This window comes from Tsuneonella sp. HG222 (assembly GCF_053819185.1).
Genome location: NZ_JBSOQZ010000002.1, coordinates 641,617 through 655,734, shown reverse-complemented (window position 1 = coordinate 655,734; position 14,118 = coordinate 641,617). Strand labels below are relative to the sequence as shown.

Genomic DNA, 14,118 nt, shown 5'->3' with positions numbered 1-14,118 from the left:
ACGATCGGTCCGCCCGCTTGCCCGTGCCCGCACCGCAGTCTAAGCGGCGCTCGTCATGAGCCAGCAACCGCACGCGCACGGGCCCTATGCCCTCGCGGGGCCCGCAGCGCGGCCCGATCCGCAGCGCGTGCCGCTGCGCGGCGACCTGGCGCACATCGCGCTCGCGGGTAAGCATTTCGTGCCGCACTACGCCGTGCCCCAGCCGCGCAGCGTGATGCCGGGCGGCGCGCCGCTGCTGGCCGGGACCGGCGAAGGCGCGGCCGAGCTGTGCACCCTGCTGGAAGGCGACAGCTTCGAAGTGCTCGACGTGGCGGGTGTCTGGGCCTGGGGCTGTCTCTCGCTGGAAGGTCCGGTAGGCTACGTCCGACTCGACCGGCTCGAACCGGCGATCGGATGAGATGAGCGCCAGGGTCTTCATCGACGGCGGCGCCGGGACGACCGGCCTCGAGATCGCCGACCGGCTTGCCGGGCGCAGCGAGTTCGAGCTGGTCGTGCTGGAAGGCGATCGGCGCAAGGATCCCGCCGCGCGGGCCGAGGCGCTCAACACCAGCGACTTTGCCGTCCTGTGCCTGCCCGACGATGCCGCACGCGAAGCAGTAGCGCTGATCGAGCCTGGCAGCGCGACCCGCGTGGTCGACGCCTCGACCGCGCACCGCGTTGCGCCGGGCTGGGTCTACGGCTTTCCCGAACTTGTCGGGCGCGAAGCCGTCGCCGGCGCCGCGCGGGTATCGAACCCGGGCTGCTATTCGACCGGCTTCATTGCCCTGCTCGCCCCGCTGGTCCGCGCCGGGCTGCTGCCTGCCGACTGGCCCTACACCTGCAACGCGGTGTCCGGCTATTCGGGCGGCGGCAAGAGCCTGATCGCCCGGTTCGAGGAAGACGACGACATCGCCTGGCGCGGCTATGCGCTGGCGCTGGGCCACAAGCATGTGCCCGAGATGCAGGATCGCTGCGGGCTGGCACTGCCCCCGCTGTTTACTCCGGCTGTGATCCCGGCGCATCGCGGCATGGTCGTCGAAATTCCGCTGCCGCTGTCCGCGATGGACGGTGCCGCCGCGCCCGCCGCGCTGCGTGAATGCCTGACCGACTTCTATGCCGGCAGCCGGATTGTGCGCATGGGTGCGGAGCCCGAGGGCGGCGAGCTGCTGCTGCGCAGGTCGCGCGCCCCGTCCGACGCGATGGACCTGCACGTCTTCCCCTCGTCCGACGGGTCGCAGGCTCGGCTGGTTGCCGTGCTCGACAACCTTGGCAAGGGCGCGAGCGGCGCGGCGGTGCAGAGCCTCAATCTCATGGCCGGGCTGGACGAGACCGCGGGCCTGCGGCTCTAGTGCCTCAATTTTGAGCAGCGATGCCCTTTGCTAGGGCACGATCACGCGCACGAAAGTTTCGCTCGGCATAGCAATTCGAGGGCCAATCTTGCGATTCCGCCCTTTCGCAGGCGCACGCCAACGTCTACCCCAGCCGCATCGCGCCTTGGCACGATTCTTGTAGAATGGTTGCCGGGAATTCGTCGGATCGCCCGGACCCGCCCGTACGGGGGCGCGGGCCGGCTTTACTCGCAGGGGTCATGTGAAAAAGATCGAAGCCATCATAAAGCCCTTCAAGCTCGACGAGGTGAAGGAAGCGCTGCACGAAGTGGGCGTGTCCGGCATCACCGTGACCGAGGCGAAGGGCTTCGGCCGGCAGAAGGGCCACACCGAACTCTATCGCGGCGCCGAGTACGTCGTCGACTTCCTGCCCAAGGTGAAGCTGGAAGTCGTCGTTGCGGACAACCAGGCCGAACGCGTCGTCGAGGCGATCGCCGCTGCGGCCCAGACCGGCCGCATCGGCGACGGCAAGATCTTCGTCTCCACCATCGACACCGCGCTGCGCATCCGCACCGGCGAGAAGGACGATTCCGCCATCTAATCCAATCGGCCCGGCACGCGCCGCGGCCGCCCGACCAACACGAACAGGCATCCCCAAGGAAGGACGATCATGGCCAGTGCAAAGGACATCGTTAACCGGATCAAGGACGAGGAGATCGAATGGGTCGATCTTCGCTTCACCGATCCCAAGGGCAAGTGGCAGCACCTGACCATGGTGGCCGGCATTCTGGGCGAGGATGAGCTCGAGGAAGGCCTGATGTTCGACGGTTCGTCGATCGAGGGCTGGAAGGCGATCAACGAGTCCGACATGATCCTCAAGCCCGACCTCGAGGCGGTCTACGTCGATCCGTTCAGCGCGACGCCGATGATGATCATTTTCTGCGACATCGTCGAACCCTCGACCGGCGAATGGTATGCGCGCGATCCGCGTTCGACCGCCAAGCGCGCCGAGGCCTACGTCAAGGCGGCCGGCTTCGGCGACACCGTCTACGTCGGGCCGGAAGCCGAGTTCTTCATGTTCGACGACGTGCGTTTCGAGGACGGCTACGCCGGCTCGGGCTTCCAGATCGACGACATCGAGCTGCCGACCAACACCGGCGCCGAGCTCGACGGCGGCAACCTGGCCCACCGTCCGCGCGCCAAGGGTGGTTACTTCCCGGTCGCCCCGGTTGACAGCTGCGTCGACATCCGCGCCGAGATGGTCTCGACCATGCTGGAAATGGGCCTGCCGTGCGACAAGCACCACCACGAGGTGGCCGCCGCGCAGCACGAACTGGGCCTGACCTTCGGCACGCTGACCACCACCGCCGACCGGATGCAGATCTACAAGTACGTCGTGATGATGGTTGCCCAGGCCTATGGCAAGACGGCGACCTTCATGCCCAAGCCGATCAAGACCGACAACGGTTCCGGCATGCACACCCACATCTCGATCTGGACCGAGGGCAAGCCCACCTTCGCCGGCAACGGCTATGCCGGGCTGTCGGAAACCTGCCTGTTCTTCATCGGCGGCGTGATCAAGCACGCCAAGGCGCTCAACGCCTTCACCAACCCTACGACCAACAGCTACAAGCGGCTGGTCCCGGGCTACGAGGCGCCGGTGCTGCTGGCCTATTCGGCGCGCAACCGTTCGGCCTCGTGCCGCATCCCCTACGGCACGGGCGAGAAGTCCAAGCGCGTGGAATTCCGCTTCCCCGACGCGATGGCCAACCCCTACCTGTGCTATTCGGCTCTGCTGATGGCGGGGCTCGACGGGATCCGGAACAAGATCCACCCGGGCGAGGCGATGGACAAGAACCTGTACGACCTGCCGCCGGCCGAACTGGCCGAGGTGCCCACGGTCTGCGGTTCGCTGCGCGAAGCGCTGGATTGTCTGGCCGCCGACCACGAGTTCCTGCTCGAGGGCGACGTGTTCACGGTCGACCAGATCGAAGCCTACATCGAGCTCAAGTGGCCCGAAGTGCTGCGGTTCGAAACGACCCCCAGCCCGGTCGAATTCGACATGTACTACTCGTCCTGAGGACGAATCTACGCAGAAGATGAAAGGGCGTCCGGAGCGATCCGGGCGCCCTTTCCTTTAGCCGATACCCGGTCAGCGCGGCGCCAGCATTCCCCGGCGCCCGGTGGCGACGAATGCGGCAAGGAGCATCAGGCCCCAGAGCATCGACAGCCAGTCGAGCGATGCCGGGGCCGCGGCCCAGGCGAAATGCGCCAGCAGCGACCAGCCGCCCCCGACCAGCGCGATAAGGTAGAACGCCGCGGCGGCCGTCTCGCGCGAAACGGCGCGGAGCAGTTCGTCGGCGCCGCGCATCTGAACGAACGTCAGCCAAACGGCGGCGGCGATCGACACGACGACACCCGCCAGGGCGATCCCGTCGGGCACCATCCCGACCGGTCCGGCGAGCGCCGCCAGGGCCAGGGCCACGCCCAGCGCCAGGATGCCCGCGGACGAGTAGCCGAGCAGGGCGCGCTGTTCGCGCAGTTCCTCCTCGTCCTCCACGTTGAGCACCTTGGAGCCCAGCCCGGGGAGCATCGCGCCCAGCCCGCAGAACACGCCCATCAGGACGTAGATCAGCGCCACGCCCAGCGCGACAACGGTGGATCCGTCGAGATCGTCCACCCCCGCGCCGTCGGTCAATCGCATGATCGCGAACATCCCCACGAAGCCGCAAAGCCCGCCCAGCGCGGCGGCCATGGCCGCCTTCGTCGCCTTCTGCCTGCTCGTGCGCACCTGCGTCATCTCCATCACTCCTCCTCCGGTTCCCAGCGATCCACGAAGAGATCGGGGATGGCCGCGTTGAAAAGCCTCGCCATTCGCATCGCCAGCGGGAGGGAGGGATCGTACTTGTCGGTTTCCACCGCGTTGATCGTCTGCCGCGACACGCCGAGCCGGCGCGCCAGTTCTCCCTGGCTCCAGCCCCGCCCCTCGCGGAAGGTTTTCAGGTGGTTTTCCAACGAATCGCTCCTGCGCTGACAAGAGCTCTTTACAGTCAAGAGCTCTTGACAGTCAAGAGCTCTTGACAGGAAAGCTTGCCGGCCTCCGATGCCCGCGCGCCGCGAAAAACCATTTTCCTACAGCCCCCGCCCATGCCTAATCAGTGCGCCTCCCAATTCCGATTCGAGAGGCGGCCGCATGCAGCGCAAGACGATCTTCGACGCGGTCCGGCGAATGATCGGCCGGGGTTTCCGCCAAGCCGAGGTGGCGACGCTCGATGCGGCCATCGACGCGGCGCAAGCCGATACCGCGCCCCCTTCGCAGGGCTGGTCCGTCGGCGAACGCGGGGTCGCGCTCATCAAGCGGTTTGAAGGGTGTGCTCGTCTGCGGCCCGACGGCATGGTCGAAGCCTACCCCGATCCCGCGAGCATCCTGGCGCGAACCGGCACGGGCAGCGGCGCCCCGTGGACCATCGGCTGGGGTGCGACCGGCGCGGGCATCGGCCAGGGGACGGTCTGGAGCCAGGCGCAGTGCGATGCCCGGCTGCTGAGCGACATCGCGCGCCACGCCGCCGACGTGGCCGAGGCGATCGGACAGGCGCCGACATCGCAAGCGCAGTTCGATGCGCTCGTCAGCTTCCATTACAACACCGGGGCGATCCGCCGCGCCACACTGACACAGCGGCACATTGCGGGCGACTTCGCAGGCGCGGCGCGCGAGTTCGCGAGGTGGAATCTGGCCGGCGGCCGCGTGCTTCGCGGGCTCGTCCGGCGCCGCGCGGCGGAAGCGGCTCTCTACGGGCTGTCCGACGCCCCGCGCCTTGCCCCGGAATGAACGGGAACTTCTGCCCCCATTGGCCTGTTCTGCGGGGCAAGGAGAATTTCGATGAAACATTTGTTGATGGGCGTCGCAGCCATCGCACTGGCGACTTCGCCGGCCCTGTCTCAGGGCAACGGCAACGGAAACGGCAAGGGTAACGGCGGCGGCGGCAAGCCCGAGCAGGGCCAGTCGATGAAGGGCAACGGGCCCGGCGGCGGCGGTGGTGGCGGCAAGCCCGATCGCGGCCCGCAGATGACCCAGCAGGACCGCGGCGGTCCTTCGATGAAGGAAGCGCGCGGACCGTCGATGAAGGAGGCCAAGGCCGACAATCGCGGGCCGGCAGTCAAGGCGGCCAAGGCCGACGACCGCGGCCCGGCGATGAAAGCGCAGAAGCCCGACAATCGCGGTGCCGACTGGGATCGCGGCAATCGCGGCAACGGCAATAACAGCGACGTGCGCGTGGTGCGGGCCGAAGGGCCCGAGCGCGCCTATCGCACGAGCCAGGACGGCCGCCGCATCTACGAGACGCGCGACAGCCGCGAATGGTGGGGCGACTACAACCAGCGCTATGTGATCGACGGGTGCCCCCCGGGCCTCGCCAAGAAGAACAACGGCTGCATGCCTCCGGGTCTCGCGAAGGATCGCTACGACGATTATCGCTTCGGGACCTACCGCCCCGACTGGTGGGGCCTCGCCTCGCTCGGCCTCGGTGGCGGCAACTACCTCTACAACGACGGCTATCTGCTGCGGTACAACGGCGGCAACATCCTCGGCTATGTCCCGCTGCTCGGCGGCGCGCTGTCGGTCGGTAATCCGTGGCCCACGTACTACGCGCCCCGCCCGGTGCCGCAGTACTACGTGAACTACTACGATCTCGGCCCGCAGGGCGGCTATCGCTATGCCGACAACGCCCTGTACCGCGTGGACCCGCAGACCGCGGCGATCACGTCGATCGCGGCGCTGCTGACCGGCGACCAGATCCAGGTCGGGTCGCCGATGCCGATGGGCTACGACGTCTACAACGTTCCCTATCCCTATCGCTCGCAGTACTACGACAGCCCCACCGCCAACTATCGCTACAGCGACGGGTACATTTACCAGGTCGACCCGACGACGCAGCTCGTTGCGGCGGCGATCGAACTGCTGGCCGGCTAGGGAGAGAATGATGAGAAAGACCGTACTGGCGGCGCTTGCCGCTTCCTCGCTTGCCATGCTCGGCGCCTGTTCGCAGGCCGGTGACGACGCCGAAGGAACGGCCGCCACGGCCGAACCTTCAACCGAGACGCTCGCCCAGGCGCTGGGTAACGCCGACGGAATGAACACCGTCGCCACGGCGCTGGGCGACGTGGGCCTGGCGCAGGTGTTCGACGGTGCGGGATCCTACACGATCCTCGTGCCCAACGACGCCGCGTTCGAGAAGCTCGGCGATGCCGGCAAGACGCTGCTGGAACCGGAGCAGCGCGCGGCGATGGCCGCCGTCCTGCGCGACCACATCGTTGTCGGCTACCTCGAGCCGGCCGACATCGAGACCGCGATCGAGTCCAAGGGCGGCGCGGTCGAGGCCAAGACGATGGGCGGCCACAAGCTGACCTTCAGCAAGGATGGCGACGCGATCGTTGTGACCAGCGAGGACGGATCGCGCGCCACTGTGGCGGGCGATGCCGTGCGGTCCAGTAACGGCGTGGCCATCCCGATGGACGGCCTGCTGAAGAAGCTGGTGGCGTAGCGGCTCCGGCCTCTCGCCACCTGGCTTCCCTGCCTAGTAATCCCTCGAGTACCTGAGGGACACGCTTTCACGGCCGAGGCTCGAGATCGTCGCCAGCAGCGAAAGCCAGCTGGTGATACGGAACTCGACCTCGGTCGCATTATATCCGCGACCGTCGGTAATGATCTCGCCGTAGAAGCGGCGGCCGAAGCGCTTGCCCAGCGCCAGCGCCGTGCCGCGGTCGAGCGCCGGGTCTGCCGGGACGATGCGAAGCCGGTCTAGCCCGACCGCCTGGCGCAGCTTGTTGATCGGATCCATCCCGCTGCCGCCGCGCAGGCTGGCCAGCGCCGCGCCCAGTTGCAGCGCATCGGTTGCCGACAGGTTGCTGATCGAACCGCCGAACAGCAGCCGGGCGAGGACCTCTTCCTCGGGCAGCGACGGGGTCGAGGTGAAGCTGATCTCCGGCCGGGTGGCGTTGCCGGTCACCCCGACGCGAACCGACAGGTTGTTGGCGCGGGTTTCGGCCACAAGGTCGATACGCGGATCGGGCGGTGCGTTCTCGTCGAAATCGATGATCCCGCGGGTGATCTCGAACCGCGTACCGGCAAAGCTGTACGATCCGCGCCGCGGCACGATGCGCGCCACGCCGCCGATGCGCGGATCGGCCGTGGTGCCGCGCAGGACGACATCCGCGCTCCATTCGCTTTCCAGCCCCATCCCGTCGACCTGCACGCGGTCGCGCGCTTCGGCATCGATCAGGTAACGCCAGGGCGCACTCGCCGCGCGGACCGGGGCAATGTCGGCCGGCACGTTGATCTCGCGGGTGCGGATGTTGGGCAGTTCGGTCGCATCGGCGGCCGCGCCCAGCCGCCAGCGTGCGCGGTTGACCCTGAGCCGGCCGGCGATGGTCCCGCCCACGCCGTTCGACACGAGCCGCATCGGCCCGGTCACGCTGGCGCCCATCGTCGCCAGGTCCATGATCTGCGCATTGTCCGCCGCCATCCGGATGTCGAGCGCGGGCCCCTGGCCCGGTCCGAGATCGCTGAGGTCGATCGTGCCGCTGCCGCTGACCTTGCCGCCGTTGGGCGCAGTCCCGGCGAAGCTCGTGAGCTGCAGGCGCGAGCCGGAGAAGCGCCCGCGCGCCCTGACCTGGCGGATGTCGGTGCCGGTCAGCACGCTCTGCACGCGCAGGGCGTCGCCCGCCAGCGTGCCGCGCACCTGCGGGTTGCGCAGGGTGCCGGTGGCGTCGGCCGCCACGTTGAGTGTGCCCGTGAGATCGAGCGTGTCGAGGGCGGCCAGGCGCCAGAGCGCGTCGGCCGGCCCGGAATAGCGCAACTGCGCGCGCAGGTCGCCGTCCTGCAGACGGCGGAACAGGCCACCGCTCGATGCCAGGTTGGCGATGCGGCCCTGTAGCCGGCCCTTGATCCCGCCGTCGTCCTGCATAACCGCGCGCACCTGCAGCAGCGTCGGGTCGAGCCGCGCCACGAGCGCCAGATCGATCGGCCGCGAGGTGAGCAGGAGGCCAGAGCGCGAGAGGCCGTCGACCATGACCCGCGCCTCGCCCACGGGCACGCCACCGGCGCCCGACCGCCCCTCGATGATACCCGAAATCGTGCCGCCGATTCCGAGATCGCCGCCGACCGCATCGATCAGCGACAGCGGCATCTTCGACAGGCTGATCTTGCCGGTGGTGGCCTCGCCGCCACCGAACCGGCCTTGGGCAATCGCAACGCCGCTGCCGAAATTGAGCTGCGTGGGCTGCAACTGCCATGCGCCGTCGGGCTGCTTCAGAAGAACTGCGCGGCGCGGCATGGCGATCGGGCGGTTGCCGTAGCTGCCCTTGGCGGCCGCCGCGATCCGTTGTGGCGACACGTCGCCGGCAACCTGCAGCACGAACTGGCTTCCCCGCCGCCCGCTAAGCGAGGCGTTGAAGCTGCCCGTCCCGTTGGTCACCTGTGCCCTGCCCGCCAAGCGGCCGACGAAGAGCGAACCGTAGCTGATGCCCTGCGCCTGCACCGCGCCCTGGATCGTGCTGCGGCCCGACGCGAAGGAGCCGCTGGCATCGATGTCGGCCCGCGCGATCGTCAGCGGGGTGGCGCCGGCAAAGCTCGCGTCGCGCGCCGTCAGGTCGAGATCGAAGCCCTGCCCGCCGCCGCGGGGGGCGAGCAGGATCGTGCCGTCGAGCCCGCCGCCCGCCAGTTGCAGGTTGCCGCTCGCGGCGCCTGCGCCCAGGGCCAGCGTGCCGGTGACGTTCGTGCGCCAGACCTTGAGGGTCTCGATCGCGATGCGGGTCTGCCCGCCGGCCGGGGAGGTCAGGTTGAGCAACCCCTCGAACGGGCCGAGCAGCGACTGGCCCGAGGTGTCGATGCGGAAGCCGTTGGCCGTGGGGGCAAGAGCGACGCGCACGTCCTTGAGGCCGGCGGCGGGCAACGGGTTGGCAAAGACGAGAACCGCGCGCGGCCCTTCTCCCGCCAGCGCCGCCTCCACCGTGAAGGGTCCGTAGTCGACGTGGCGCCCGGTCCCGGCGATCGTCGTCCTGCCTCCTTCGATCCGACCGTCGAGCGTCAGCGAAAGCTTGCTCGCGCTGAGCCGGGTGTTGCGCAGCACGATGGGGCGCCCTCCGCCCAGGTTCACGCCGCCGGTGAAACGAATGCCCGTTCCCGCGAGGTTGGCGAGCGTTTCATTGGTTACGCGGGGCATGCGGCCCTCGAAGGTCGCATCGAGCGCCCAAGGTCTGCCGCCACCGACGCGCAGCGCAATGCGCGCCCCGCCGTCGAGCGTGCCCAGGTTGTCGAGCGTCAACCCGCTCATCCGGACCGGGCCCGAAACCTCGTAGGCGTTGGTGGACAGGTCGCCGCGCAGCGCCAGTGTTCCGGCGAGGCCCGGGAACGCCAGCCGCACATCGTCACCCTGCAGCCGGTTGCCCTGCAGGACCAGTTGCCCGCGCAAGACGCCGTTCACCAGGCGGGGATCGAGCATGGCATTGCCGCTTTCGACCCGAGCGACTCGAGCATCGAGCGGGATCACGGTGCGCGTGCCGTTGAATCGCAACGTGCCCCGCTGTTGGATCTGCGACAGCATGGTGCCTGACAGATTGGCCCGCTCGACCGTCAACTCGTGCGGGACGGTCAGATCGCGGAAAGGTCCATCGAGCCGGGCCGTGAAGTTCGTGCCCTCGAGCCGGAAGCCTTCGCCCAGCAGCTCGGGATCGCGCAGCGACGCGGAGATCCGCACGCCGTCGAACGCGTTGTCCGCCAGGTCGACCGCACCGCGCACGCTCGCCCGGACGCCGGACCCGCGCAGCGCGAGAGCACCGGCTGCAACACTGTCCTGCAATTTGCCGACGGCGACGATCACGGGGTTGTCGCCCAGCGCGCGTGCCGGAAGTCCGGTCAGATATTCGCCCGCCCGCGCGCGGCCCGCGACGGTATAGACCCCGCCGCGATTGGCGACGGTGAAATCGCCCACCCGCTCGCCGCCCTGAAGCGCCAGGAAGGTGCCGTCCCAGCGGGTCCAGGTTCCGTTGCCCGCCAGCCGCGCGCGAAGATCCTCTTCGGCCCCGGCTAGCGTCGCCAGCAGCCCACCCCTCGGCGCGCGGTAGTCGAGATCAAGGTCGAACTTGTTTCCGTCTGGCTCGGCGTCGACCAGCAGGTCGAACGCGTCACCCCCGCCCAGCGCGCCGTCGGCATCGAGGAACACCTTGCCCTGCCGGATGTCGGCCTTGGCGCGGAAATCGACCGTCCGCCGGTCGCCCAGCAGGCCCTTGGCGATGGTCAGGTTGTCGACCACGAAGCGGTCCACCCGGATATCGAAATCGGGCAGGATCGGTGCATCGGGATCGCCCGGCTTCAGGTCGGGTGTGCTGTAGAGCGTGCCGTCGTGAAGGACGAGATTGCGCACGTCGAGCCCGCTCGTCGGGAACTTGTAGGGCCGCCAGTTGAGCTCCACCTCGGGCACCTTGAGGAACAACGTGCCTTGCGCGTCGCGAAACTCGACATCGTAGAGGGTCGCAGCCCATAGCACCGAGCCGGAAATGCGCCCGACCTTGACCGACAGGCCGGAGGCCGGCGCGACCTTCGCAATCCGGTCGACGATGAACTGCCGGCCCGGGCTCGAATGGAGGAAGATCACCGTCGCGGCGATGATCGCCAGCAAGGCCAGCGCGAGGCCGCCGAGCCACCGGGCGACCTTGCGGCTTCCCGCACGTCGCGGCCGGACGGGCGCGTCCTCGACTGCTACGGTCTCTTCCTCGGCCATCAGAAGGCCTGCCCCAGGCCGACGTAGACCCCAAAGCGCGCATCGCCCGGTCCGCGGTTGAGCGGCACGCCGAGGTCGACCCGGATGGGTCCGAAGCCGGTGAGGTAGCGCACGCCGACGCCGGCGCCGATCTTGATCTCATCGAACCCGGGGACCGAATCCTCGCCCACGGAGCCGGCATCGACAAACGGCACGACCTGCAGTGCCCCGTCGAGGATGCCGGTCTGGATGCGCGCCTCGAGCGAGAGCTCGGTCAGCGACCGCCCGCCTGTGGGATCGCCGAGCGAATTCTTCGGCCCGATCGCCTGGTAGCTGTAGCCGCGGACCGACCCGCCCCCACCGGCGTAGAGCCGGCGGCTGGGCGCGATCTGGTCGATCCTGGCGCCCGGGATGCTGGCAAAACGTGCACGCCCGGCGACCACGATCTTCTCGTTGACCGGGAAATAGTAGGACCCGTCGAGCTGGCCGCGCAGATAGAACGCCTGCTGATCGTTGGTCCGCGCGGTTTCCGGCGAAAGGCGCGTACCGAGCCGGAAGCCGCGCGTCGGATTGAGCAGGTCGTCGCTCGTGTCCCATTGCGCATAGAGCGGCAGGGCGCCGATGAAATAGGTCTGGAACGGGCCGAACACGCCGTTGGCATCGGCTTCGCGCTGCCTCGTCGCGACAAGTTCGATGCCCGCGGACCACGAGAACGGCTTCTGGAACAGCAGCGTGCTCACGCGCTCGAACGTCGCGACGAGCGAGGCGGTGCGCGCATCGTAGGCCTTGTAGTCGAGCGTGCTGACGAAGGCGTCGATCGTCAGGACCTGGTCGCGCCCGTGAAAGTTGTTGCGGCGGAACGTGACGCCCGCGAGCTGTTCCTGTGTGCCCGCGATCGCCCGGACCTTCAGCGCGCCTTCGGGCGGGAAAAGGTTGCGGTGCTCCCAGCTGCCCTCGATCTTGAAGCCTTCGCCGGAACCGTAACCGATCGACCCCGCCAGGGTCCGCAGTTCGGCCGGGGTCATTTCGACTGCCATGTCGACGACGCCCGGTTCGCCGCCCGCGGGCTCCTTGACGGCGACGGGCTTGATGCCGGCCGTGGCGACGATGCCGGTCGCCTGGATCGCGCGGCGCAGGTCGAGTTCGAGACTGCGCTGGTAGAGGTCGCCCGGCTCGAAGCGGGCGATGTCGGCAAGGTGCTCGCCCGACATGAAGTCCGGCATGTTGCTCGTGACCTGGCCGAACACGTACTTGCCGTTCGGCTTGACCTTCAGGGTCAGGTCGCCCTCGCGCCGGTCATGGTCGACGAGCAGTTCGGGATCGTCGATCGCCGCGAAGGGATAGCCGCTTTCGCCCAGCGCGCTGTCGAGGTTGGCCTGCTCGGCCACGATGGTGAACTGGTTGAGGGGATCGCCGGTCTCGACGGCGAAGGCTTCGCGCAGCTGGCGGTAATCCTCGCCCGCGGCGGCCAGGTCGCCCAGGTCGATCGCGCCGACCGCATATTTCGAGCCGGGGATGATGTCGAAGCGCACCTCTAGCGTCTCGGCCCGCGCCTCCTCGCCGGCCGGTGCGCCGCCGACCGACCGCACGACGCGGGCATCCCAGTAACCATAGAGCCGCAGCAGCCGCAGCAGCAGCACCTCGTCCGCGCGCGCCTGTGCGGCGAGGCGCGCCGCGCTGTTGCCGCTGTCGTATTCCTCGATCGTCGAAAGCTGCCTGAACTTCTCGAGAAAATCCGGCCGTTCGGGAAACAGCGACTGTTCGGTCGGGAACGCCAGGACCACCTCGTCCGACACGCGCTCCTCGTCCCCAGCGACCAGGACAGGGACGTCGAGCAGGTCCTCGGCAAACTGGATGTCGCTTTCGGGTTCCAGCGGCGCCAGTTCCGGAATTTCCAGTTCGCCCGGCCAAGGCACGTCGACCAGCGGCATTTCCGCGAGTTCCGCCTCGACCGCCGGTGCGGCATCTTCCGCTTCCGCGGTTTCGGGTGACGCCTCTCCCCCCGCCCAGCCTTCCGGATTGTCGAGCGCTTCGTCGGGGATCAGGTCCTCGAGCGCGGGCACCGTCGTGCGGTCCTGCGCCAGGGCGGGATTGGCGGACAGGAGCAGCAGCGCGGTAAGTGCCGCGCCCCACCGAAGGCTTGCCGCGTCAGGCGACCTTGTACTGCTGCTGGCCGCCGGGAGTACCATCCTTGGTCCCGCCGTCCACGGGAGGAGCGGCCTTGCCCCCTCCTGTCGCCGTGGCGATGAGGGCGGCCTGCTCGGCATCGTCGAACCGGCGCCATCCGGCCGGGCCGAGCCGTTCGAGCGGGCGGTAGCGGACCTTGTATTGCATCCGCTGCGATCCTTCGACCCAGTAGCCGAGATAGACGTAGGGCAGCCCGTCGCAGCCTGCACGGCGTATGTGATCGAGAATGATATAATTCCCAAGACCCGTCCGAACCTCGTGCTCTGGGTCGTAGAAGCTGTAGATCATCGACAACCCGTCACCCTGCCGGTCGGTCAGACAGGCGCCCACGAGGCGACCTGGCAAACCGTTGACGGAGGGCTCCCTGTATTCAACGACATAGCTGGAAACACTCGTGTGTTCCACCATGTCCGCGTAATCGATCTCGTCCATGGCGGCCATGCCCCCGCCGGGGTGGCGCGTGCCGAGGTATTTCTGCAGCAGGGCGAACTGCTCGGCCGTCGCCCAGGGGCGGCATTCGGTCACCTCGAGGTCGCCGTTACGCTTCATGTTGCGCTTCTGCGCGCTCGATGCGGCGAACTCGCGCGTGACGACGCGCACCGAGACGCAGGCGCGGCAATCGAGGCAGCTGGGGCGGTAGGCCACGGTCTGGCTGCGGCGGAAACCGATCCGGCCCAGCGCGTCGTTCAGCTCCTCGGCGTGCGGCCCTTTGAGCTCGGTGAAGACCTTCCGCTCCGTCCGCCCAGACAGATAGGGACAGGGCGCGGGGCTGGTAACGAAGAAGCGGGGAAAACGTACCGGAGCCGTCACGGTGCTGGGCGGTCCTCTCGAAGCCATGGTGCGAGTTGCGATGCCTGCCGATATGGACC

At 68.4% G+C, this 14,118-nt stretch carries 12 protein-coding genes; 7 read left to right on the top strand and 5 right to left on the bottom strand.

Features of this window, described 5'->3' with window-relative positions:
- Positions 1-55 precede the first annotated feature (55 nt).
- From ACWPMZ_RS14785 to glnA, 4 genes are all read left to right on the top strand, one after another.
- Positions 56-397, top strand: a complete 342-nt coding sequence (locus ACWPMZ_RS14785; protein WP_455704824.1) for an SH3 domain-containing protein — start codon at positions 56-58, stop codon at positions 395-397.
- 1 nt (position 398) lies between these two features.
- Positions 399-1,328 (top strand): N-acetyl-gamma-glutamyl-phosphate reductase, encoded by a 930-nt coding sequence (gene argC, locus ACWPMZ_RS14780; RefSeq protein WP_455704823.1) that lies wholly within the window; start codon positions 399-401, stop codon positions 1,326-1,328.
- Positions 1,329-1,569: 241 nt separating this feature from the next.
- The gene (locus ACWPMZ_RS14775; RefSeq protein ID WP_455704822.1) at positions 1,570-1,908 is read left to right on the top strand and encodes a P-II family nitrogen regulator; all 339 of its coding nucleotides are present in this window, start codon (positions 1,570-1,572) and stop codon (positions 1,906-1,908) included.
- Between the two features lie 69 nt (positions 1,909-1,977).
- Positions 1,978-3,387: a type I glutamate--ammonia ligase gene (glnA, locus tag ACWPMZ_RS14770; RefSeq protein ID WP_455704821.1), complete on the top strand. Its 1,410-nt coding sequence runs from the start codon at positions 1,978-1,980 to the stop codon at positions 3,385-3,387.
- Positions 3,388-3,459: 72 nt separating this feature from the next.
- On the opposite strand, the gene ACWPMZ_RS14765 is transcribed toward glnA, so the two are convergent.
- A complete protein-coding gene (locus ACWPMZ_RS14765; RefSeq protein WP_455704820.1) occupies positions 3,460-4,113 on the bottom strand; it encodes a hypothetical protein in 654 nt (217 codons plus the stop codon).
- Positions 4,113-4,322, bottom strand: a complete 210-nt coding sequence (locus ACWPMZ_RS14760) for a helix-turn-helix transcriptional regulator (RefSeq protein WP_455704819.1) — start codon at positions 4,320-4,322, stop codon at positions 4,113-4,115. The genes ACWPMZ_RS14765 and ACWPMZ_RS14760 overlap by 1 nt, the downstream gene beginning before the upstream one ends.
- 178 nt (positions 4,323-4,500) lie before the next feature.
- Here ACWPMZ_RS14760 and ACWPMZ_RS14755 point away from each other — a divergent pair, with 178 nt between their 5' ends.
- Genes ACWPMZ_RS14755 through ACWPMZ_RS14745 form a run of 3 tightly spaced genes read left to right on the top strand, consistent with a single transcriptional unit; the run spans position 4,501 to position 6,847 of the window.
- Complete coding sequence (locus ACWPMZ_RS14755) at positions 4,501-5,136, top strand: lysozyme (RefSeq protein ID WP_455704818.1); 636 nt, start codon at positions 4,501-4,503, stop codon at positions 5,134-5,136.
- Between the two features lie 51 nt (positions 5,137-5,187).
- The gene (locus ACWPMZ_RS14750) at positions 5,188-6,276 is read left to right on the top strand and encodes a hypothetical protein (RefSeq protein WP_455704817.1); all 1,089 of its coding nucleotides are present in this window, start codon (positions 5,188-5,190) and stop codon (positions 6,274-6,276) included.
- A 10-nt stretch (positions 6,277-6,286) separates the two neighbouring features.
- A complete protein-coding gene (locus tag ACWPMZ_RS14745) occupies positions 6,287-6,847 on the top strand; it encodes a fasciclin domain-containing protein (RefSeq protein ID WP_455704816.1) in 561 nt (186 codons plus the stop codon).
- A gap of 33 nt (positions 6,848-6,880) precedes the next feature.
- Here the strand turns inward: ACWPMZ_RS14745 and ACWPMZ_RS14740 are convergent, their stop codons facing one another.
- From ACWPMZ_RS14740 to ACWPMZ_RS14730, 3 genes are read right to left on the bottom strand one after another with little or no spacing between them, the layout of a single operon-like run.
- Complete coding sequence (locus ACWPMZ_RS14740; RefSeq protein WP_455704815.1) at positions 6,881-11,083, bottom strand: translocation/assembly module TamB domain-containing protein; 4,203 nt, start codon at positions 11,081-11,083, stop codon at positions 6,881-6,883.
- Positions 11,083-13,251, bottom strand: a complete 2,169-nt coding sequence (locus ACWPMZ_RS14735; RefSeq protein ID WP_455704814.1) for an autotransporter assembly complex protein TamA — start codon at positions 13,249-13,251, stop codon at positions 11,083-11,085. Before ACWPMZ_RS14735 ends, ACWPMZ_RS14740 begins: the two co-directional genes overlap by 1 nt.
- Positions 13,211-14,059, bottom strand: coding sequence for an arginyltransferase (locus ACWPMZ_RS14730; RefSeq protein ID WP_455705162.1), 849 nt, complete (start codon positions 14,057-14,059; stop codon positions 13,211-13,213). Before ACWPMZ_RS14730 ends, ACWPMZ_RS14735 begins: the two co-directional genes overlap by 41 nt.
- Between the last annotated feature and the right edge of the window lie 59 nt (positions 14,060-14,118).